At 68.7% G+C, this 22218-nt stretch carries 18 protein-coding genes; 6 read left to right on the top strand and 12 right to left on the bottom strand.

The features are described from left to right. Window positions 1–84: 84 nt before the first annotated feature. Window positions 85–2376, top strand: coding sequence for an alpha/beta fold hydrolase (locus tag IPK27_11230; protein MBK8068165.1), 2292 nt, complete (start codon window positions 85–87; stop codon window positions 2374–2376). A 218-nt stretch (window positions 2377–2594) separates the two neighbouring features. On the opposite strand, the gene IPK27_11225 is transcribed toward IPK27_11230, so the two are convergent. The 7 genes from IPK27_11225 to IPK27_11195 form a co-directional block, all read right to left on the bottom strand. Further along, on the bottom strand, window positions 2595–3020 hold the full coding sequence (locus tag IPK27_11225; GenBank protein ID MBK8068164.1) for a hypothetical protein: 426 nt from the start codon (window positions 3018–3020) through the stop codon (window positions 2595–2597). 60 nt (window positions 3021–3080) lie between these two features. Beyond that, window positions 3081–3392 (bottom strand): hypothetical protein, encoded by a 312-nt coding sequence (locus tag IPK27_11220; GenBank protein MBK8068163.1) that lies wholly within the window; start codon window positions 3390–3392, stop codon window positions 3081–3083. 280 nt (window positions 3393–3672) lie between these two features. Further along, the gene (locus IPK27_11215) at window positions 3673–6744 is read right to left on the bottom strand and encodes an efflux RND transporter permease subunit (protein MBK8068162.1); all 3072 of its coding nucleotides are present in this window, start codon (window positions 6742–6744) and stop codon (window positions 3673–3675) included. Window positions 6745–7021: 277 nt separating this feature from the next. Next, window positions 7022–8074, bottom strand: a complete 1053-nt coding sequence (locus IPK27_11210; protein ID MBK8068161.1) for an efflux RND transporter periplasmic adaptor subunit — start codon at window positions 8072–8074, stop codon at window positions 7022–7024. Window positions 8075–8210: 136 nt separating this feature from the next. Beyond that, window positions 8211–9584 carry a TolC family protein gene (locus IPK27_11205; protein ID MBK8068160.1) on the bottom strand — a complete coding sequence of 458 codons (1374 nt, stop codon included), beginning with the start codon at window positions 9582–9584 and terminating at the stop codon, window positions 8211–8213. 107 nt (window positions 9585–9691) lie between these two features. Beyond that, on the bottom strand, window positions 9692–9922 hold the full coding sequence (locus IPK27_11200; protein MBK8068159.1) for a hypothetical protein: 231 nt from the start codon (window positions 9920–9922) through the stop codon (window positions 9692–9694). Then, a complete protein-coding gene (locus IPK27_11195; protein ID MBK8068158.1) occupies window positions 9919–10422 on the bottom strand; it encodes a TetR/AcrR family transcriptional regulator in 504 nt (167 codons plus the stop codon). The genes IPK27_11200 and IPK27_11195 overlap by 4 nt, the downstream gene beginning before the upstream one ends. Window positions 10423–10633: 211 nt before the next feature. On the opposite strand from IPK27_11195, the gene IPK27_11190 reads away from it, so the two are divergent. Continuing rightward, a complete protein-coding gene (locus IPK27_11190) occupies window positions 10634–11626 on the top strand; it encodes a fumarylacetoacetate hydrolase family protein (GenBank protein ID MBK8068157.1) in 993 nt (330 codons plus the stop codon). 272 nt (window positions 11627–11898) lie between these two features. Here IPK27_11190 and IPK27_11185 read toward each other — a convergent pair whose 3' ends face one another. From IPK27_11185 to IPK27_11165, 5 genes are all read right to left on the bottom strand, one after another. Continuing rightward, window positions 11899–13128, bottom strand: coding sequence for an ABC transporter permease (locus IPK27_11185; GenBank protein MBK8068156.1), 1230 nt, complete (start codon window positions 13126–13128; stop codon window positions 11899–11901). Window positions 13129–13145: 17 nt separating this feature from the next. Then, window positions 13146–14348: a hypothetical protein gene (locus IPK27_11180; protein ID MBK8068155.1), complete on the bottom strand. Its 1203-nt coding sequence runs from the start codon at window positions 14346–14348 to the stop codon at window positions 13146–13148. A gap of 259 nt (window positions 14349–14607) precedes the next feature. Continuing rightward, window positions 14608–16548 (bottom strand): HlyD family efflux transporter periplasmic adaptor subunit, encoded by a 1941-nt coding sequence (locus IPK27_11175; GenBank protein MBK8068154.1) that lies wholly within the window; start codon window positions 16546–16548, stop codon window positions 14608–14610. Continuing rightward, entirely contained in the window at window positions 16541–17218 is a 678-nt protein-coding gene (locus IPK27_11170) for an ABC transporter ATP-binding protein (protein ID MBK8068153.1), read from the bottom strand. The genes IPK27_11175 and IPK27_11170 overlap by 8 nt, the downstream gene beginning before the upstream one ends. 273 nt (window positions 17219–17491) lie before the next feature. After that, window positions 17492–19048: a phospholipase D family protein gene (locus IPK27_11165; protein ID MBK8068152.1), complete on the bottom strand. Its 1557-nt coding sequence runs from the start codon at window positions 19046–19048 to the stop codon at window positions 17492–17494. 13 nt (window positions 19049–19061) lie between these two features. Between IPK27_11165 and IPK27_11160 the strand changes: the two genes are divergently transcribed. The 4 genes from IPK27_11160 to yidC all read left to right on the top strand — a co-directional run bounded on the left by IPK27_11160 (window position 19062) and on the right by yidC (window position 22193). Continuing rightward, complete coding sequence (locus IPK27_11160; protein ID MBK8068151.1) at window positions 19062–19670, top strand: YbhB/YbcL family Raf kinase inhibitor-like protein; 609 nt, start codon at window positions 19062–19064, stop codon at window positions 19668–19670. A 267-nt stretch (window positions 19671–19937) separates the two neighbouring features. Further along, window positions 19938–20072 carry a 50S ribosomal protein L34 gene (gene rpmH, locus IPK27_11155; GenBank protein ID MBK8068150.1) on the top strand — a complete coding sequence of 45 codons (135 nt, stop codon included), beginning with the start codon at window positions 19938–19940 and terminating at the stop codon, window positions 20070–20072. A gap of 10 nt (window positions 20073–20082) precedes the next feature. After that, a complete protein-coding gene (gene rnpA, locus IPK27_11150) occupies window positions 20083–20490 on the top strand; it encodes a ribonuclease P protein component (GenBank protein MBK8068149.1) in 408 nt (135 codons plus the stop codon). Then, window positions 20490–22193, top strand: a complete 1704-nt coding sequence (yidC, locus tag IPK27_11145; protein MBK8068148.1) for a membrane protein insertase YidC — start codon at window positions 20490–20492, stop codon at window positions 22191–22193. Before rnpA ends, yidC begins: the two co-directional genes overlap by 1 nt. The last annotated feature ends 25 nt before the right edge of the window (window positions 22194–22218 follow it).

Raw genomic sequence — 22218 nt, 5'->3', positions numbered from 1 at the left:
CGGCGCCCATGCTGCTGCAATCGGAACATCGAACCAGCCGCGCCCCGACCCTGACCGAGCGCTTGGACCGCGTGGTCCAGGCCGATGCCCTCGCGCAGGTCGGGACCGGTTCGCCCCGGCGCCATCCACGGGCGCTACGAGGTGCTGGCGCTGCTCGGCAGCGGTGGCATGGGCAAGGTCTACCTCGCGCGCGACACCCAACTCGACCGCAAGGTCGCGTTGAAGCTGCTCAGCGGCAAGTTCACGCGCAATGGCGAGTGGTTGCGACGCTTCGTGCGCGAGGCACGGGCGATCAGCGCGCTGAACCACCCGAACATCATCACCGTGCACGAGGTCGGCGAACTCGACGGCCACCATTACATCGCCACCGAGCACATCGAAGGCCTGTCGCTGCGCGCGCGCCTGCTGGGCGGACCGCTGGCGCCGGCCGCGGCGATCGACATCGCGGTGCAACTCGTCGGCGCCTTGGTGGCCGCGCACAGTGCGGGCATCGTGCACCGCGACATCAAGCCCGAGAACATCATGCTGCGGCCCGACGGCTGGCTGAAGCTGCTCGATTTCGGCCTGGCCAAGCCGCTGGCGGCGGCCGATCCGGATGGCGTCGACACCATCCCCGGCGTGGTCATGGGCACCGCCAGCTACATGTCGCCGGAGCAGGCGCGCGGCCAGCCGGTGGACGCACGCAGCGATCTTTTCAGCCTCGGGGTGCTGGTGTACGAGATGCTCTCGGGCGCCTCGCCCTTCACCGGGGCCACCGCCAGCGATGTGATCGCGGCGGTGCTCGAGCGCCAGCCGCTGCCGTTGTCGCAGCGGGTGGCGGGCCTGCCTGCCGAACTCGACGCTCTCGTCGCACGCTGCTTGCGCAAGGACCGCGATCAGCGCCCGGCGGCGGCCGACGAACTGCTGCCGGTCCTGCGGCAATTGCAGCGCGACCTGGACCTTCGCGCGCGCACCGGCGAGGTCCGCGACGGCCGCAGCGCCACCGAGGTGGCCGCCTCCCTGCTGCTGTCCAATCCGTCCGCGGCGCCGCGCCAGCCGGCGCCACCTGATCCGGAGGCTGCGTGCGAGATCCCGGAGGTGCGCTACACCCTGAGTGGCGAGGTCAACATCGCCTACCAGGTGGTCGGCGACGGGCCGATCGACCTGGTCTTCGTGATGGGCTGGATCTCGCATCTGGAGTACTTCTGGACCGAGCCCTCCTTCGCCCGCTTCCTGCGCCGGCTGGCCGGTTTCGCGCGTGTGATCCTGTTCGACAAGCGCGGTACCGGCTTGTCCGACCGTGTGCCGCCGGAGCAGTTGCCCACGCTCGAACAGCGGATGGACGATGTGCGCGCGGTGATGGAAGCGGCCGGCTGCCAGCGCGCGGTGCTGTGCGGCGTCTCCGAGGGCGGGCCGATGTGCAGCCTGTTCGCCGCCACCTATCCCGAGCGCACCGTCGCGCTGGTGATGATGGGCAGCTACGCGCGCCGTTTGCGCAGCGCGGACTACCCCTGGGGGCCCAGCGAGGCGCAGCGCGATGCCTTCCTCGACGAGATCCGCAGCCGCTGGGGCGGCCCGGTGGGCCTGGAAGTGCGTGCCCCCGGCATGGCTGGCGATCCCGCCTTCCGTGCCTGGTGGGCCGCTTACCTGCGCCGCGGCGCCAGCCCCGCGGCGGCGGTGGCACTGACGCGCATGAACAGCGAGATCGACATCCGCCATGTACTGCCGAGCGTGCGCGTGCCGACCCTGGTGCTGCATCGCAGTGGCGACCGCTGCCTGCTGGTCGAAGAGGGCCGCTACCTGGCGGAGAACATTCCCGGCGCGCGCTTCGTCGAGCTTCCGGGCGAGGACCACCTGCCTTTCGTCGGCGCGCAGGACGAGTTCCTTGACGAGATCGAGGAATTCCTCACCGGCGTCCGCCATGCGTCGGGCTTCGACCGCGTGCTGGCCACGGTGCTGGTGGTGCGTGCCTCCGGCCAGGCCAGCGACGCCGAGCGCCTGGCGCGCCAGCAGACCTTCCTGCGCAAGGAGATCGACCTGTTCCGCGGCCATTTGTTCGAGACCGGCGAGAGCCATGCGCTGGCCAGCTTCGACGGCCCCGCGCGCGCGATCCGCGCCGCCTGCGCGATCCACACCGCCGCGCAGCGCCTCGGCGTGGAGCTGCGTTGCGGGCTGCACACTGGCGAATGCGATGTGATCGGCGAACGCATGGGCGGCATCGCGGTGGACATCGCCCGCGAGGTGGCGCAACTGGCGCCGCCCGGCCAGGTGCTCGTCTCAGGCACCGTCAAGGACCTCGTCGCCGGCTCCGGCCTGCGCTTCGCCGACCGCGGCCTCGCCGGCCTGCCCGGCGGCCTGGGCGAATGGCGGGTGTATGGGGTGGAGCGGGGGGCGTAGAGGCGGGGAAGGTGACGCGGGGGTGGAGAAGCGGGGGTGGAGAAGCGGGGCAGGGGGAATGCTTGGCGGCGCTTGCGGGGATGGAGGCAAATTGGGGTTGGGCGCGCAAAGCTCGAAACCAGCCCGTCACGCCCCGCCACCTTGTGGTCTGACCATGCCGCCAGCCTGGTCCCCTGCCCCCTGCCCCCTGCCCCGCTCTTGCCTTTGCCGCTTCCCCGCTACCCGCAGCTATCCAGCGTGGTGCGCCAGACCACCGGCTCCCAGTAGTCATTCGGCTTGGCGGGGTCAATGCGGTCTTCGTACAACTGGGCACCAATCAGGTAGTTGCCGTCGGCCTTGACGTCCACTTCCAGCACCTTGAGGACCAGCTCGGTCTGCTTGTTGCCCAGCTTGCGCAGCTTGGTGTTGCCGCGGCGCTCGTCCGCGATCCGTTCCTGCACCGCGATCTTGTGCACGCCCAGAGTCAGCTTGATGCGCTTGCTGCCGTCCACGTCCTTGCCGTCGATCTGGCGGATGGCGGCGGGGTAGATCTCCTTGGACACCGGTGGCTTGGTGCTGGTACTGACGTAACCGCAGCCGCTCTGGGCCAGCGTCATCGCCGGAGCGGTGGCCAGCCACAGGCAGATCGCGATGGGCATGCGCATGCACGGTTTCCTCGGAGTCGGGCGGGCCGGATCGATGATGAACACATCGCGCCAGAGCACTCAACACGCGCCGATGTCATAAATGATCTCCATGTGATCGCCGACATATAGCCGCAGATCGTGAAGGTATTGCTGCACCTGGAGGACGAAGGCCTGATGCTCGGCATCGGACCACGGCGATGGTGCAATGGGGTCGTCCCAGCACAGGCTGGCGTCGTACTGCGCCAATAGTGCCTCGCCACGCTGGCGCAGATCATCGCTCAGCGACAAATCGGCGAAGGCGATGGCGTAGCCGTGGGCGCTGCGCGCGTCGTCGTCCGCTGCCCAAAGGCAAACTCCCGCACCGGCATCAAAGGAGCAACGGATGCGCATGGCGCCAGCCTAGCGCGATTCCTGTCGGCCTGTCGCTCCGGGAGCGTAGCCCGGTGTACGCGCGCCGCGCGTTCACCGGTGCTTGCCGCAAGTACCCGGTGAACGGCCTGAGGCCGCACACCGGCCTACGGCTCGCTTGCCAAGAATTCACAAGGCATTGATTTGGAGATGATAAGTCCGGAGGGCGCTAGGGCACTCGGGCCCGAGGGCACGCAAAGGCGCTCCTTCGCACCGAGGCGGCACTTCCGTGCCCTCCAGTTTGCTTCGGCGAACGGAACCCTCACGCAGCCGCTGGCACCGCGGCCCCCTCGCAGCACTCCTCCAGCACCGGCGGCAGCAGCTTGTACATCACCGGCGTGACCAGCCGCGCGAGGATGGTGGAGGACACCAACCCGCCGATGATCACCCAGGCCATCGGCGAGTACATGCCCACCTGCTGCACCGCCAGCGGCAGCAGGCCGCCGATCGCGGTCGCGCTGGTCAGCAGGATCGGCAGGAAGCGCACCTCGCCGGCGCGCTCGACCGCCTCGTCGATCGACAGCCCGTCGTGGCGCAGCTGGTTGGTGAAATCGACCAGCAGGATCGAGTTCTTGATCTCGATGCCGACCAGCGCGATGAAGCCGATCATCGCGGTGAACGACAGGCTGTAGCCGGACAGGAACAGCGCGACCAGCCCGCCGGTGACGCCGAGCGGAATCACGGTGGCGACGATCAGGGTGGAGCGGAAGCTGCCGAACTCCAGCACCAGCACCGCGAGGATGCCGAACACCGCCACCAGCGCGGCGATGCCCAGGCCGTCGAAGCTCTCGGCGCGGCTTTCCACCTCGCCGGCGGCCTCGAAGCGGTAGCCGCGCGGCCAGTCCATCGCCTGCAGTTGCGTGATCACCGCCTGGGTGACCTTGTCGGTGTTGAACCCGGTCTGGGTGTAGGCCGAGACGATCACCGTGCGCTCGCGGTTGTAGCGCTGGATCTGCGGCGGCGAGCGGTCGAACTCCAGCTTCGCCAGCTGGCCGGCGGGGAGCATCTCGCCGCTCAGCGAGGGCACGCGCACCTGGTCCAGTTGCTCCAGCGTCGGCCGCCCGTCGATCGGCGTGCGCACCACGATGTCGTAGCTCTCGCCGTCGGTCTCGCGGTAGTCGCCGGCGTCCACGCCGCTGACCGCCAGGCGCACCGCACGGTCGAACTCCACGCTCGGCACGCCGAGCAGCGCGGCTTTCTCGGCATCCAGGCGCAACTTGAGGTCGGTGCGGTCCAGCCGCAGCGGGTTGTCGACGTCGCGCGAGCCGGGCACCGCCTTGATGATGCCTTCGACCTCCGCGGACAGCCGCTTGAGCACGTCGAGGTCGGAGCCGAGGACGCGGATCGCGATCGGGGCGTCGATCGGCGGGCCGTTCTCGAACTCCTTCACCACGATGCGCGCATTCGGGTACTCGCGCAGCTTCGCGCGCAGGCCGTCGATGAAGGCCGGCGTGGTGTCCGGGTCGTAGTGCTTCACCTGGGCGTAGACCTCGGCCAGGTTGGACGACTGCTCGGCCGGGATGATGTTGTAGTAGATCTTCGGGTTGCCCTTGCCGAGGTTGCTGAACCAGAACTCGATTTCCTCTTGCTGCTTCAGCTCGTCCTCGACGAAGCGCAGCGCGCGGTCGGTCTCGGCGATGCTGGCGCCGTTCGGCGTGGTGATGGTGATCAGGAACTGCGGCGTGTCGGCCTTCGGGAACAGGCTGAAGCCGACCACCGGAACCAGCGTCAGCGAGGCCGCGAACAGCGCCAGCGAGGCGGCCACGGTGGTCTTCGGCCGCGCCAGCGCGAAGTGCAGCAGCGGGCGGTAGAAGCGGTGGATGCCGCGCATCACCGCCTGCAGCAGCCAGTTGCCCTCGGCCGATTCATGCCGCGGCAGCATGCGGCTGGCGAGGAAGGGGATGATGGTCAGGGCCACGATCAGCGAGGCGATCACGGTCAGCACCACCGCCATCGGCAGCACCCGGATGAACTGGCCGGCGGTGCCCGGCAGCGCCAGCAGCGGCAGGAAGGCGAACAGCAGCGTGCCGGTGCAGCCAAGGATCGCGACGAAGATCTGCTTGGTGGCCTCGATCGCCGCGCGCTCGCGGCTGTAACCCATGCGCAGGAAGCGCGCGATGTTCTCGACCACCACGATCGAGTCGTCGACCAGCAACCCGAGCGCAACCACGAAACCGGCGATCGACAGCTGGTTCAGCGAGTAGCCGATCGCGTAAAGGCCTGCCAGGCCCATCGCCAGCGACAGCGGGATCGAAATCATGACCACACCGGCCGCGCGCAGCCCGAGCGGTAGCAGCGTCAGCAGCACCAGGCCAATCGCGATGCCGAAGTCCATGCCCAGCCGGTCCAGCCGCGCGCCCACATTCTCGCTCTGGCGGAAGCCGCGCTCCAGCTTGATGCGTGCCGGCAGTCCGCCTTCGAAGCGGTCCAACGCCGCATCGATGCGCGCCTGCATGTCGAAGATGTTGATGCCGTCCTTCTGGTTGGCGGTGACGAACACCGCGCGCTGGCCGGAGTAGCGGCCGAGATAGCGCTGCTCGGCGGTGTCCCAGCTGACCTCGGCGACGTCGCGCACGCGCACCGTGCGGCCCTCGACCGCGCTGACCACGGTGGCGCGCACCTGGTCCAGCGAGGTGTAGGCGCCGGAAGTCTTCAGGGCGAAGCTGCGCGGGCCGATGTCGATGCTGCCGGCCGGGATGTTGGCATTGTCGCTCTGCACCGCCTGGACCACCTGGCCCGGCGTCAGGCCCAGCTCGGCCACGCGCTTCAGGTCCAGCGCCACGCGCAGCTCGCGATCCGGGTAGGCCCAGGACTCGGCGGTGCGGACGCCCGGCAGCGCCTTCAGGATGTCCTTGAGCTCGCGTGCGTGGTCCTCCAGCTCGGCGTAGGGCGCGTCCTCGCTGACGAGCGCCATCTGCACGATGTTGACCAGGCCCGGATTGACCTTCTTGATCTCCAGCTGGACGATCTCCGCCGGCAGGTCCGGGCGCAGCGCATTCAGCTCGCGCACGATCTCCTCGTACTTGCGCTCGACGTCGACCCCGGCGACGAACTCGGGGACGATCACCGCGAGGCCATCGGCGCTGGTCGAATCGATCCGCTTGACGTCATCCAGCTCCGCCAGCCGGTCCTCGATCGGCTTTGAAACCAGGCGCTCCATCTCCACCGGATCGCCACCCGGGAGCACTGCGGCGATGACGAAGGCGGGAATCGGGAAATAGGGATCTTCCGAACGCGCGATCGAGTTGAACGAGTAAGTCCCGAGCGCGATCAGCCCGAGGAAGGCGATCAGCGTGAACGGGTAGCGCTTGATGGGGAATTCGAGGAAGGACATGGCGGGCTCGGGGTGCCTGGGCGCTTATCAAGAGCGGGTCAGGGGTCAGGGGGCAGGGGAAACGCGATGTCGCACAAGTCAGCTCTGTCGCGGGGCGAAATCCCTTTTCCTTGCGGAAGAGCGCAGATGCACTGCCTTGCGCGCTCGGCAAGAGCGGGGCAGGGCGAACGCGGTGCCGCAGGGGACGGCTCTGTCGCGGGACGCGACCCGCTTTGCCGTGTGCAAGAGCGCAGATGTGTTTCCCCCGCCCCTTGACCCCTGCCCCGCTCTTTCTCAATCACTCGACCACCCGCACGCGCCGCCCCTCCTCCACATACGCCGCGCCGTCGGTGACGACGCGGGCGCCGGGGTCGAGGCCGCGGGTGAGGGCTACGGTGTCGCCGTCAATGAAGGCCACTTCGACGGCACGGCGCGACACGCTCTGCTTGGCGTCGTCGTAGACGAATACCGAGGCGCGGTCGCGGTCGCCTTCGAGGATCGCGGCGATCGGCACGTGCACGCGCTCGCCGTCGCTGGCGCTGGCCGGGATCAGCGCCACGCGCGCGACCAGGCCGCTCTTCAGGCGCTTGTCGCCGGCGGCCAGCGCGAGCTCGACATCGAACATGCCGGTGCGCGGGTCGGCGGCGGCGGGCAACCGGGTCACGGCGGCGTCGAAAGCCACGCCGGGCAGCGCATCGAAGCGCACCGTCGCGGCGTCTTCCAGCGCCAGCTGCACCACGTCGCGGTCGGACAGGCTGGCCTTCAGCACGAAGCCCTGGGTGGCGCTGCCGAGCGCCAGCACCGGAGCGCCGGGGGCCACTGTCTCGCGCGCCTGCGCCAGCTTGCGCAGCACCACGCCGTCGCTCGGCGCGGTGATTTCGGCGTACTCGCGATTGAAGGCCATCGCCTTGACGTTCTGCGCGGCGATGTCGCGCTGGGTCTTGAGGTCCTGCAGCGATTCGAGCGGGATCACCTGCTCCTGGTAAAGGCGCTCGCCGCGCTCGAGGTCGCGTTCGGCCTTGGCCAGCAACTGGCGGGTCTGCTCGACCTGGCTGCCGATCTCGGCCATTTCCAGCCGCGCCAGCACCTGGCCGGCCTTGACCTGCGCGCCCTCGGCGACCGCGATTTCGGCGATCACCCCGCCGACCTTGAACGCCAGGCGCATCTCGTCCTTGTGCGCCAGCACCGCAGTGGTGCGGATCGGCGGCGCCGCCGGGCCGCTCTGTGCGGCGGCCACCGCAATCGGAATCACCCGCTCGGCCTCGGCATTGATCGCGCCATTGCTGTCGGCGCAGGCGGCGAGGGCGGTCACTGCGAGGGTGAGGGTGGCTTTGGGGAGGGGGCGGAACATGAGGGGGTTCCTTGAGGAGGTTGTGGGTTCTGGGTTGTGGGTTGTGGGCGGCAAGAGCCGCTTCGTTGCACTTGGGTTGCCAGATTGCAGGCTGCTGCTGCCCACAACTCAGAACCCACAACCCACAACCCGCCTTTCACATGCCCAACGCCGCCCGCAGCTCGGCCAGTCGCACGAGCACATCGAAGCGCGTCAGGTTGAGGTTCAACTCCGCGCTGGTCAGCGCGGTGCGCGCGTCGATGAACTCGACCTGCGCGATGGAGCCGGCGTCGCGTTTTCGGCTGGCGATGCGGAAGGCCTCCCGGGCTGCGTCCTGGCGCGCGCTTGCGGTGGCCAGTGAGGCGCGCGCGGTGCGCAGGCGGTCGGCGGCCTGGCGCACCTGCAGCGAGATCTGGTCGCCTACTTCGTTGCGTGCGATCTCGGCGCGTTCCAGGGTGGCGCGGGCGGCGGCGACGCGGCTCCTGCGCTGGCCGCCATCGTACAGGCGCCAGTCGAACACCAGCGAGGCGATCGCGTAGTTCTGGCCGCTGCCGAAGCCGTAGTCCTCGCCCTGGATGCCGGCATCGACGGCGAAGGCGACTGTCGGCTGGTAGCTCGCGCGCTCGGCGGCGACACCCGCGGCGGCGGCACGCACCTGGGCGTCGATCTGGCCGAGCTCGGCGCGCTTGCTGGCCGCGTACTCTTCCAGCCGCGCGTCCGCGAGTGCGTCGACATCGCCACCGAGAGCCGCGAGGCGGCGCGTGGCGAAGTCCACCGGATCCGGCACATCGGCCGCGTCGATTGCCGCGTCCAGCGGCCGGTTCAGCAGGAAATTGAAGTAATTGCGCGCCAGCGTCACGCCGTTGCCGGCCTCCAGCGCCTGCTGCTCGAGCGCCAGCACCTCGGCTTGCGCGCGCAGCACCTGGTCGCGGGTGATCTTGCCATTGTCGAACAGCACCGTGTTGACGCGCAGGTTCTCCGCCAGCAGGTCGCGGCTGGCCTGCACGATCGATTGCGCCGCGTTCGCGCGCAGCCAGTCCAGGTAGGCCACCTCGATGTCGCGCTCCAGCGTGCGCGCGTAGGCGGCGCGCGCCGAATCGGTGGCCGCCAGCGTGGCATCGGCGGCGTCGATGCCGGCATCGATGGCTGGTGCGTACAGCGGCGTGGTCAGGCTGAGCTTGGTGTCCTGTTCGCGCTCGCGCAGGAAGCTGATCTGCTGGTTGGTGATGTCCGCGAACGGCGCCGGCTGGCCCTGTGCCTCAAGCAGCTGGGTCAGCGAGCTGTAGGCCGGGTTGACCAGATCGCCCACCGGCAGATCGATGGTACGCCCGCCATCGGCGCGGCTGTAGCGCGCACTCAGGGCCAGGGTCGGCCGCCAGCGCGCCCGCGCCTCGTCCAGTTGCGCCTGCGCCCGGCGCACATCCGCGCCCGCCGCGTTCAGCGCCAGGTTGGATTCGCGCCCTTGTGCGATGTAGTCCGCCACCTGCTCGGCATAGTCCGCTGCCGACGCGCCAGCGGCAGCAATCGTCATCAGGCACCCGAGCAGTGTTCGTCGAATTGTCATGGTGTAGTGAAATGTCGAGTGGTTAGACAGGTGTCAATTTCGGAGCGAAAAGCGGGGAAGAGCAGGGGGATGGTTCAGTGTGGTTGTGTGGGTGCGCTCAGGCTGCAACCCTTTGCATCTGTGCGGTAGCAGGTCCCCCCCCCTCCCCCTACACCAACACCGCTTCCCTTCGGCGCCATCCCCAGCATCGCCATCTTCAGCGCGTGGCCGATCAGCTGCTGGGTGCTGATGCCATCGCTGGCGAGCATGTTGGCCTTGGTCTGGCTGATCTGGATGATCCCGTGCATGAAGCCCCACAGGGTCACGCGGTCAGGTAGGGGTTGCCCAGGTCGCTGCGGATGCTGCCGTCGGCGATGCCTTCCTCGATGCAGCGCACCATGATCGCGTGCACGCGCTCGCCGGCGACCATGCAGGCGGCCTCGTTGCTTTCGTGTTCGACATGCGTGACCTCATGGGTTTCGAAGCGCGCCAGCGCCGCGAAGTAATGCGGGAACTCGTGCGCGAAGGCGACATAGGCACGGCCTAGCGCCTCGACCTTGTCCACCCCGCGCGCGGGGCGTTCGGCCGCCTGCGCGAAGCGGTCGGCCAGCAGTTGCAGCGCGCGCTCCGCGATGGCGCAATGGAGGTCGAACTTGTCCTTGAAGTAGACATACACCAAGGCCCGCGACAGCCGCGCGCGACGCGCAACCTGGTCGATCGTCAGGGTTTCCCATTCGGCGCTCTTCAACGCTTCCTCGGCCGCATCCACGATCTGGTTGCGGCGGGCTTCCTTTTCTTCCTGACGGCGTTCGGCGATGTAGTTCATGGGGTGGACGATAGGGTATGTATTGACATCGTGTCAATGGGTGTCGCGTTGTCTTGGAGGTGTGAAAAGTGAAAAGTGAAAAGTGAAAGGGCGAGCGAACCGACTTGCGCGTCTTTTCCTTTCACTATTCACCTTTCACTTTTGCTGCACCTGCTTGCACCACCGCCGCCCACCCCCAAGACTCTGCGAATTCCCCTTCGGAGACTCACCCATGAAACTCGCTACGCTCAAGCGCGGTGGCCGCGATGGCACGCTGGTGGTGGTGTCGCGCGACCTGAAGCACGCCGTCGAGGTGCGCCCGATCGCACAGACCCTGCAGCAGGCGCTGGATGGCTGGTCGGATATCGCGCCGCGGCTGAACGCGGTCTATGAAGGCCTGAATGCCGGGCGCGCGCACGGTGCCTTTGAGCTCGACTTCGACGACCTCGCGGCGCCGCTGCCGCGCGCCTATGAGTTCGTCGACGGCAGCGCCTACCTGCCGCACGTCGAGCGCGTGCGCCGGGCGCGCAATGCCGAGGTGCCGCAGAGCTTCTATGTCGACCCGCTGATGTACCAGGCCACCAGCGCGCAGTTCCTCGGCCCGCGCGACCCGGTGCAGGTGGTCAGCGAGGACTACGGCATCGACCTCGAGGCCGAAGTCGTGGTGGTCACCGACGACGTGCCGATGGCGGTCACGCCGGAGCAGGCCGCCGAGCACATCCAGCTGATCGGCCTGGTCAACGACGTGTCCCTGCGCAACCTGATCCCGGACGAACTGGCGAAGGGCTTCGGCTTCCTGCAGAGCAAGCCGCGCTCGGCGCTGTCGCCGGTGCTGGTGACCCCGGACGAGCTGGACGGTTTCTGGGAAGACTCCACCCTGCACCGCAAGCTGATCACGCATATCGACGGCCAGCTCTTCGGTCAGCCCGACGCTGGCAGCGACATGCAGTTCAACTTCGCGCAGCTGGTCGCGCACGCGGCCAAGACGCGCAACCTGACCGCGGGCACGGTGGTCGGCTCCGGCACCGTGGCCAACCAGGACGAGGGCGTGGGCGCCTCCTGCCTCGCGGAGAAGCGCATGCTCGAAGTGATCCGCGACGGCAAGCCCTCGACGCCCTTCCTGCGCTTCGGCCAGACCGTGCGCATCGAGATGCTGGACGACGCCGGCAACAGCATCTTCGGCGCGATCGAGCAGCAGGTCGTGCGTTACGGCCAGTCCGCGTAGGCCCGGGAGCGCCGACGCTCTCACCGGACATGCGCCAGGTGATTGAATTTCCTGAAATTTTCCGCCTGCGCCGAACGACGACCCTGTGATTGAGTACGCAAAGGGGACGCAAAGGACGCAAAGACAGCAAGTGCCGGGATATCCCCGCGCGGTTTGATCTTCTTTGCGTCCTTTGCGTCCTTTGCGTCCAAAGAGCACAGTCCGCGAATTTGCGAGAGCCACGGTTTGTTGTGCGAACAGGGGCGCCGACCGGGGCGGCCTGCACTCCCGCCTCAATCGCTGCGCAGCGCCGCGATCGGATCCAGTTCCGCGGCCTGGCGCGCGGGGTAGACGCCGAAGGCCAGGCCCACCGCGGCGCACACGGCGGCGGAGAGCAGCACCGGCAACGGAGCCCAGGCCACCGGCCAGCCGGCCAGCGCGGCGATCAGGTAGGCGAGTGCCGCGCCGAACAGCAGGCCGAGGCCGGCGCCGATGGCGCAGATCAATGCGGTCTCGCGCAGGAACTGCTGCACGATGTCGCGCTTGCGCGCGCCGATGGCGCGCATCAGGCCGATCTCACGGCGGCGCTCCAGCACATTGGCGAGCATGATGTTCATGATCCCGATGCCGCCCACCAGCAGGCTGACCGCGGCGATCGCCGCCATCACGAAGCGGAAGATGCGCTGCGTCTGCTGGTGCTGGCGGTACAGTTGCGCGGGCACAATCAGGCTGTAGTCCTCGACCCCGCCGTGGCGCTGGTCGAGCACTGCGGCGAGCACCTGGGAGGCGGGTACGATGCCTTCCGGGTCCGCCAGGCGCAGCCAGAAGCGATCGATCTCGTCCTCCATCGGCTGGAAGCGCAGGCGGGCGCGCGCGCTCGCCAGCGGCACGAACACCCGGTTCGCTTCCAGGCCCAGTTGCACGCCCTCGAACTGGTCCTTGGCGAGGTCGCGGTCGGCGAGCACGCCGACCACTTCGAACCAGGCGTGATTGATCCGCACCGCCTGGCCGAGCGGATCCTGCTCGCCGAACAGCGTGCGCGCGGCCTGGTGGCCCAGCACCGCGACCGCCGCCAGCGCAGTCTCATCGGCCTCGCCGAGCGCGCGTCCTGCGGCGAGTTTCAGGCTGGACAGATCGAAGAAGGACGGGTCCACCGCACTCGCCTGCACATCGCCGCCGCCCATGTCGCCATAGACCTGGTGCGTGCGGATCTCCTTCTCCGCGGCGACGCGCTCGGCGCCGGGCACGGCCTCCAGCGCCGCGCGTGCATCGGCGCGGGTGAGGCCCAGGCTGCGCAGGCGCACTTCCTTCAGCGAATCATTGTCCTGGGATTTGGCGCGCACGATCAGGTTGCGCAGGCCGAGTTCCTCCACCAGCGCCAGCGCCTCCAGGCGCGAGCCTTCGCCGACGCCCTGCATCGCGACGATCGCGCCGACGCCGAAGATCAGGCCGAGCAAGGTCAGGCCGGTGCGGAGCTTGCGTCGCCACAGCTCCGCCAGCGCCTCGCGCCAGATGTGTCCCATGCCAGGGTCCCGGGCGCTCATGCATCGTCTCCGCTGCGCCCCGGCGTGAGCACAACCGCGTCGCCGCCGGACAGGCCCTCGACCACCTGGGTACGCGCCAGGCCGCGCTCGCCGAGTTTCACCGCCTGGCGTACGCGCTGGCCATCGCGCCACAGGTCCACATGGGTAGCGCCGTCGCTGGAGACGATTGCCACGTTCGGCACCGACAGGCCTTCGTCCAGGCGCAGCGCGTAGACGCGCACCGCGAGCGTCTGGCCCGGAACCAGGCCGAGCGCGCGCACGTCATCCGGCGTCACCGCGGCCTTCATGCGCACGTACTTGATCGGGTTGTTGCGACTGACCGGCTGCGCCGCGGTCGCCACCCAGCTGACTTTCGACGCGACCCGCGGGGACTCGCGCCCGAGCGGTGCCAGTTCCACTGCGGCGCCCACCTTGACGCCGGCGGCGTCGAGCTGGGGCAGCGCGAACTGCACCTCCATCGCACTCTGGTCGGGCAGGCTGCCCATCTCCTGGCCGGCCCACAAGGTGGCGCCAACCCGCGGCTTCTCGCCGGACCAGTCGGCGGTGAGCATCAGGATGCCTGCATGCGGTGCGACAAGTTCCAGGGCGTTGAGGTCTTCCTCGCGCATCTTCGCGGTCAGCGCATGGGTCTGCCGCTGGCTGTCGAGTACCGCCAGCTCGGCCGCGCCGCGCTCGCCGTTCTGATCCTGTTTCCAACCCAGGAAGCCCTGCTTCTCGCCGAGGAACTCGCGGTCCTGCACCGCATCCAGCAACTCGTTGCGCGCCATCGTCTGCAGCTCGGCGGCGGCATAGCGCTCCGCCAGCGAGAGCGCGGTGTCCACCTGCGAGATCTCGGCGCCGATGCGCGCCTCATTGCCGCCGAGCTCCGCTTCCTTGGCCGCGCGCAGCAGCGCATTGCGCAGCACCTGCACCCGGGCCTGCTTGAGGTCCAGCTCGCTGCGCTCGGCGGAGAAGCGCGCGATGACCTCGCCGGCCTCCACCGTGCTGCCCTCGGGAAGCACCCACGCCAGTTGCCGTTGCGCCCAGTTCTCGCCCGGCACTTTCAGAGGCGTGGCCTTGCTCGAACGCAGCTCGCCCTGCGCGTCGATGCGTAGTTCCAGCGGCTGAGCGCGCACGATCTCCACCGGCGGCGCCTCGGCGACGGGCTGGCTGCAGGCGGCGAGGGCGAGGGCCAGGATGGCAAGCAGTGTCCGATACATCCGACCATGGTTTGCGGTGACGGTCGCTTGGGCGAGGAGGGCCCGGGGAGGTGGGGAGGGGTAGGCAGGAGCTGCTCCGTGCCGGTCATGGCGCGCACAACCTTCATGCTGGCGGGTGACGTGCCCGCCATGGCCGTTGTGGGTTCTGGGTTGTGGGCGGCAGGAGCGCGCAAGCCCGGCGAAAAGTCGCGATCTGGCGGCTCTTGCTGCCCACAACCCACAACCCACAACCCACAACTCTCCATCCGCCGTCCCCGAGTCATGCCGAATCCCCTTCAGACGCCACCTTCTCCCCGGAAGCCGACCGCCCCCCGAGCAACTCCACCCGCACTGGCAATCCGGGCTTCAGCCGGGCGGATTCGGGGACTGCATCAAACTCGATCTCCACATCCACCACCGGCACCGGCTTGACGCCCGAGCGTGAGCGCACGACGCGCCCGATGTGGCTCACCTTGCCGAACAGGGTCGGGGCTGCGCCGCCATCGACCTCGATGCGCGTCGCCTGGCCGGCGCGCACTTGCGCGATCAGGCGCTCGGGCACCTGCATGCGCACGGCCAGGCGCGTCAGGTCCGGGATCTGTGCCACGGCCTGGCCGCGGAAGACCTGCGCGCCCACGTCGAACTTCTGCCCCTGGTGATTGGTCAGATGCAGCATGACGCCGGCGCGCGGGGCCCTGACCTGGAGCGCCGCCAGGCCTCTGCCGATCTCCTCCACCTCGGCCTTCAGGTCGGCGGCTTCGGCCTCGATCTGAGCACGCTCGGCCTCGCGCTGGCGCGCCGCCATGCGTTCGCGCTCCTGCACCAGCAGCAGTTCGGTCTCGGCCAGTTCGCGTTCAGCCACCAGTTTGCGGTACTCGATGGCGGCGACCAGGTCGGCCGGCTGCGCTGCCTTGCGCCGTGCCTTGTCGACCTTGGCGCGTTGTTCGGCCGTGGCGATGACCTCGGCGCGCGCGCGCTCGGCGTGTTCCAGCGTCAGTTTCTGCAGCAGGGTCTGCTTTTCGTTCAGCGCGCTGCGCTTCTCGCCGAGCTTGCGTTGCAGTTCTCCCGGCTCGAAGGTGGCGACCACGTCCCCGGCGTTGACCAGCGAGCCGTCGGGCAAGAGCTGGGTCAGCGACAGCATCCAGATCTCCTCGATGCGCGGCGGCGAGATCGCGATGGCGTCGCGCGCGATGATCTCGCCCTCGAGGCGCCGGCTCGTGCTGTTGGCCGGCGCTGCACGCGTCGCGCCGCCGCGGAATTCGCCCGGGACCAGCCGCGCGCTCGCGCCGGGCCGCAGCAGGGCGCGCGCCGACGCGTCCAGGTCCACGTCCACCTCGATCTCGAAATAACGCCCCTCGCCCCATTCGGCCTTGACCGACGGCGCGCCGGCGATCTGCGCGATGCGCCCAGGCAGGGCGCTGCCGGCCACCGCATCGAAGCTCACGGTCAACGCCTGGCCCGAGTGCAGCGCGGGGCGATCGACTTCCAGCACCCAGGCGCGCACGCCGAGCTTGGGCTGCTCGTCGCCATCGACGATCTCGCCCACGCGGTTACCCGAAAAGGACTGCGAGCCTTCGTCGTAGCGGTTGCCGCGGAAGGGGTCGAAGCCATGCACGACGATGCCGTCGCGGGCGGCTCGCACTTCGGCGGCATCCAGCTGGGTCTGCCAGTAAAGGATCTGGCCCTCGATCTGGCCCTGCTCCAGCCGCGCGTCCTCGCGCCGGCGCGCGATCGCAGCCTTCGCGTCCTCCCACTCGCGCTGCTTGACCAGCAGTTCCTGGCGCGTGCGGGTCAGCTCGCCCTGGTAGCGGTCGTAATCGAAGGCCGGCAGAAAGTTCTTCGGGATGCCGGCGTCCAGTTCCGCCCTGGTCACCGCGAGTTCCGCGTTGCGCAGCGCGCGCTCGGCGTCGATCGCCTTGACCGTGAGGTCCGCCAGTTCCTTGTCGGCGCGGGCCCGCGCCTGCAGCAGCAGCGACTGCTGGCTGCGGATGGTGCCCGCGGCGGCCGCGCCATCGACCCGCAGCACCACGTCGCCCTTGCGCACACGGGCGCCGTCGGGTACGTAGGTCTGCAGTACGGTCTGGCCGTTCTGCGACTGCGGCGTGCGCAGCACTTGCGCGCCGATCGCGTAGACCTCACCCGAGATCAATGGCTCCGCGGCGAGCGCGGGAGCCAGCAGGCCCAAAATGGCTGCGCACAGCCAGGAGCGGAACTCAGCCACGGCGATCGTCTCCCTCGATGCGGCCATCGCGCAGGCGTACATGCCGCGGCGCGCGTGCGGCGACTTCGGCGTCGTGCGTGACGAGCACGATTGTCTGGCCCTCGCGGTGCAATTCCTCGAACAGCTTGAGCACGTCCGCCGTGCTCTTCGAGTCCAGGTTGCCGGTGGGTTCATCGGCCAGCAGCAGGCGCGGCTGGCGGATCAGCGCGCGGGCGATCGCGGCGCGCTGTTGCTGGCCGCCGGAGAGTTCGCCCGGCCGGTGTTCCAGCCGATCCGACAGCCCCACGCGCTCCAGCAGGGCGCGCGCGCGGCCCGGCGCACCCGGATCGGCCGCGCGCGCGTAGCGCAAAGGCAGCAGCACGTTGTCCAGAACCGTCAGCCGCGGCAGCAGGAAGAAGCTCTGGAACACGAAACCGATCTTGCGGCTGCGCAGATCGCTGACGCGCTCATCGTCGAGAGTCGCCACGGCTTCTCCATCCAGCCGATAGTGGCCGCTGCTCGGCCGGTCCAGGCAGCCGAGGAGGTTCAGCAGGCTGGACTTGCCCGAGCCCGAGGGCCCGGTGATCGCCACGAACTCGCCCGCAGCGATACCCAGGTCTACCCCGGCCAGCGCGCGGACCTCGCCAGCACCCATGGCATAGCTCCGGGTCACCGCAGACAGCTCGATCATGATTGTGAATACATGTGACAGGCGTCGTCAGAGTGCGCGAGGATGCGCAAGTTCCTGACGCGGAAAAAGAGGCCGGTGAGGGTCGGGAGGTGGAGCGGGGGAGGTGAAGCGGGGGAGGTGAAGCGGGGGAGGTGAAGCGGGGCAGGGGACCTGTCATGGTGCACGTGCCTGCCCATCTGCCGCCCGTAGCCTCGATCGGCGAAGGCGTCGCATCTCGGGCGTCGACTGCGTCCCCCGCCCCGCTTCATCTCCCCCGCATCTCCTTCCTCCGCTTCACAGATGCCTTTCCGCCGTCGGCACGATGCGTGCGAGCAGCGCGATGAAGCGTCGGCTCCAGCTCGAGGTCGGTTCGCGCGTCTGCCGGCGGGGCTGGCCATCCTGCAGGTCGTACCAGACCACCCGCTTGCGCCGGCCGCCTTCCAGCGCGAGGCGATAGGAGTGTTCGCCGCCGAGGCTGTGCTGGTAGCCGCGCAGCACCTGCGCGGCGAAGCGCGGGTCGTCCACGAACACGCCCATCTCGGTGTTGATCCAGGTCGAGCGCGGGTCGAGGTTGAACGAGCCGACGAAGGCCACGCGGCCGTCGATCACCACCGCCTTGGTGTGCAGGCTGGCGCGCGAGGATCCGCGGAAAGGCGACTCCAGGCGCAAGCTGGACGAGCGCTTGAGCTCGTTGATTTCGATGCCCGCCCGCAGCAGGCGCATGCGGTAGTGCGCGTAGCCGCCGTGCACCGCGGGGATGTCGGTGGCGTTGACCGAGTTGGTCAGCACGCGCACGCGCACGCCGCGTTCCTCCAGTCGGCGCAACCAGGCGATGCCCTCTCGCCCGGGCACGAAGTAGGGCGAGATCAGCACCACCTCGCGCTCGGCGCGGTCAATGGCTTTGCGCAACTCGGCGGCGACACCGATCAGTTGGTCCTTGCGTTGGCGCCACTTGTCCGGCGGGTCGCTGACCACCTGCACGCCCGCGCCGGTGTGGCGGCCCTCGCCGCTGCGGATTTCCGCATCCAGCGCGCGTGGCGCCACCAGCGGCGCGAACTCGGGCAGTCCCAGTGTGTGTGTGCGCTCTTCCCCCAGCGCGCGCTGGGCGTCGGCGAGCGCAGGCACCGGATCCTTCGACGGCACCGCCGCCAAGGGGATCACGATGGGCGCGTTCCAATATTGGTCGAAGATCGCCGACACCTCGCCGGCCGCCGCGCCCGCCAGCAGCACGCCGAGGTCGCGGAAATCGAAGCCATCGTGCAGGCCGAAGTAGGCGTCGCCCACATTGCGCCCGCCGATCAGAGCGACCTGGCCATCGGCGATCCAGGCCTTGTGGTGCATCCGGTGGTTCAGGCGGAAGCCGCTGAACACGAATTCGAGCACCGCGGCGGCAGCCGAATCGCGCGTGCGGTAGGGGTGGTAGACGCGCAGCTCGATCCGCGGATGCTGGTCCAGTGCCGCCAACTCCACCGGGATCTTGCGTGCGTACATGTCATCCACCAGCACGCGCACGCGAACGCCGCGGTCGGCGGCGCGCATCAGCTCGGCGGCAAGCAGCCGCCCGCTGCGATCGTCCAGCCACATGTAGTACATCGCGTCCAGACTGCGCACGGAGAGCTGCGCCGCACGCAGCTGCAGCGCCAGCGCGTCGGTGTTGGACTCGATCAGGCGGTAACTCGATTCGCCGGGCGCCAGGCCGATCGGCCGCACCGTGTCGGCGATCGGTCCCTCGTTGGCCGGCGAGAGCGAGGCCTCGGGCACGCGTGGCCCGCGCCATTCGACTGGCGCGCAGGCCGCGAGCGCGAGCAGCAGCCACGCGATCGCAGCGCTATTGTGTATGCCTCGTCTCATCCAGGGTCCGTGCATGCGCCTCCATAGCCAGAGTTTCCCGCCGCTCGGCCGAATCGCCAGTGAATATGCCTACGGCGTGCCCGGCAGCAACCGCCCGGTGGTCGATGGCCCCAACCGCAACCCGCATCTCGCCTGGGACGACGTCCCCGCCGGCACCCAGTCCTTCGTGCTGATTTGCGTGGACGATGACGTGCCCAGCGTGTTCGACGACGCCAACCGCGCCGACCGCGTGATCGCGCACGATTTGCCACGTCGCGACTTCATCCACTGGGTGATGATCGATATTCCGTCCTCGCTGCGCGAAATCGTTGCCGGCAGTTGTTCCGAGGGGGTCCATGCCGGCGGCAAGCGCCAGCCGCGTGGACCTGCAGGCACCCGGCAGGGCCTCAACGATTTCAGCAGCCCCGGCGCCGACCACTACGGCTACGACGGCCCTTGTCCGCCGTGGAACGACGAACGTATGCACCACTACCACTTCCGCCTGTACGCACTCGACGTGCCGCTGCTCGGCCTGTCCGGCCGCTTCAGCGCCGCCGACGCACTGGCGCGGATGGACGGCCACGTGCTGGCCACCGCGCAGCACACGGGACGCTATTCGCTGAACCGCAACGTGCGGAAGTGAAGCGGGGGGAGGTGAAGCGGGCAAGGGGTCAGGGGCTCCGCAACTGGCTTCGCGACGATTTTGGGGCAGTGCATGCCCGATGGCGCGGGCCACCTCAAACCACGAGCAACGCACTTGGCATTCCCCTTGACCCCTTCCCCGCTTCAGCCCCCGCTCTTCACCATGTCTTGAACCAGGGCCAACAAAGCCGCACCCTACCCCTAGACAGGCGACGAGGCGGCGGGCTACCATGCCGCTCTTTTCTTCAACAGATCCTTGGAGTTCGCGATGAAGCGCACTTTCCAGCCGAGCAAGCTCAAGCACGCTCGCACCCATGGCTTCCGCGCCCGTATGGCCACCAAGAATGGCCGCGCCGTGCTGAATCGTCGTCGCGCCAAGGGCCGTCATCGCCTGATCCCGTAATTCGCGGGCGATGCCGGGTTCGCGCTTTCCGCGGAGTGCCCGGCTGCTGCTGCCGCGCGAGTTCGATGGTGTGTTCCAAAGCGGCCGGCGAGAGCGCGGCCGCTTTTTCGTATGCGTCGTCGCCGCCGGCACCATGTCGCAGGCGCGCATCGGCTTCGCGGTCGGCAAGAAGCATCTGCCGAATGCGCATGATCGCAACCTGGTCAAGCGCATCGCGCGCGAGAGCTTTCGCGTGCGCCGTGCGCGGATGCCGCTGGTCGACCTGGTGCTCTCGCCGGGTCGCGATGTCGGCAAAGGCGACCGCCATACCCTGCGCCGTGATCTCGACGCCCTGTTCGACCGCGTGATCGCGTCGCCCCCCCCCGTTTCCGCATCCGTGCGCCCGTCGGGATCCCCGGCAGGCGAGGAGAGCCCCTGATGAGCAACCTGCGTCTGTTCCTGCTGCTCGGCCTCGCCCTGGTTGGCCTGCAGCTGTGGTCCGCCTGGCAGGCCGATTACGGCCCGAAGCCGGAGCCGGCAGCGGTGGCGACCGACGGCATGCCCGCGCCCGGCGCCGATGTGCCCACAACCGCCACCAGCGCCGATGGCGAAGTACCCGAGGCGCCGCCGGCCGATGCCGCCGCGGCGCCCCCTGCTGCCGAGACGGCCGCGCCCGCCGCGGTGGCGGAGGGCCGCACGGTCATCATCGCCAACGACGTGCTGCGCCTGACCGTGTCCACCCGTGGCGCCGAGATCCGCCAGGCAGAACTGCTGACCTACCCGATCAGCCTCGAGCGCAAGGACATCCCGGTCAAGCTGCTCAACGAGGAACTCAGCCGCTACTTCATCTCGCAGACCGGCCTGGTCGCGGTCGATGCGCCGGCGCCGGACCACACGGCCAGTTACAGTGTTGAAGGCGACCGCTTCGAACTGCCGGCCGGCGAGGCCGCGCTCGAAGTGCCGTTCACCTGGACCGATGCGTCGGGCGTGTCGGTACGCAAGCTGATCCGACTGGAGCGCGGCAGCTTCACCGTCGGCGTCCGCCACGAGATCAGCAACCAGTCGGCCGCGCCGTGGAAGGGCAGCCAGTACCGCCAGATGCAGCGCGTGCCGCCGCCGCGGCCGTCGGCCTTCGCCTTCAACAACCCCGAGCTCTACGCCTACGTCGGCGCGTCGATCTACAGCCCGGACGAGAAGTACCAGAAGCTCAAGTTCGAGAACTACGCCGAGGAACCCTACCGGCGCACCTTCGCCGGCGGCTGGTCGGCGATGCAGCAGCATTACTTCGTCGGCGCCTGGGTGCCGGACGCCGCCGAGCAGACCACCTACGAAACCGCGATCCTGCAGCCGAACGGCAGCCTGCCCACGCGCTACCTGATGCGCCAGAAGTCGCCGCTGGTCGAGGTTGCGCCGGGTGCCAGCGGCAGCATCGGCGCCCGCCTGTACCTCGGCCCCAAGCTGCAGAACAAACTCCCGGACGTGGCCCCGGGCCTGCAGTACACGGTGGACTACGGCATGGTGTCGTTCATCGCCCAGCCGCTGTTCTGGATCCTCAGCCAGATCCACAAGCTGGTCGGCAACTGGGGCATGGCGATCATCCTGCTGACGCTGCTGGTCAAGCTCGCCTTCTATCGCTTGTCCGAATCGCAGTACCGCTCGATGGCCAAGATGCGCAAGCTGCAGCCGCGCCTGGAGCAGCTCAAGGAGCGCTACGGCGACGACCGCCAGAAGATGGCGCAGGCGCAGATGGATCTGTTCAAGCAGGAGAAGGTCAACCCGATCGGCGGGTGCCTGCCGCTGCTGCTCCAGCTGCCGGTGTTCTTCGCCCTGTACTGGGTGATCTTCGAGGCGGTGGAACTGCGCCAGGCGCCGTTCTTCCTGTGGATCCACGATCTCTCGCTGAAGGATCCGATGTACATCCTGCCGGTGCTGAACGTCGCCGTCATGTGGTACACCCAGAAGTTGTCGCCCACACCCGGCATGGATCCGGTGCAGAAAAAAGTGCTGCAGTCGATGCCGCTGATCTTCGGCGTGATGTTCGCCTTCTTCCCGGCGGGCCTGGTGCTGTACTGGCTGTCGAACGGCCTGCTCGGCCTGATCCAGCAGGTGGTGATCACGAAGAGGATCGAGGCGAGCAAGTGAGCAACGCCGGCTTTGCCGGCGTGGC

The sequence above is a fragment of the Rhodanobacteraceae bacterium genome (genome assembly GCA_016713135.1).
Taxonomy (GTDB): Bacteria; Pseudomonadota; Gammaproteobacteria; order Xanthomonadales; family SZUA-5; genus JADKFD01.
The sequence above is the reverse complement of the archived record's forward strand: the minus strand, read 5'-3'. Positions and strand labels throughout refer to the sequence as shown.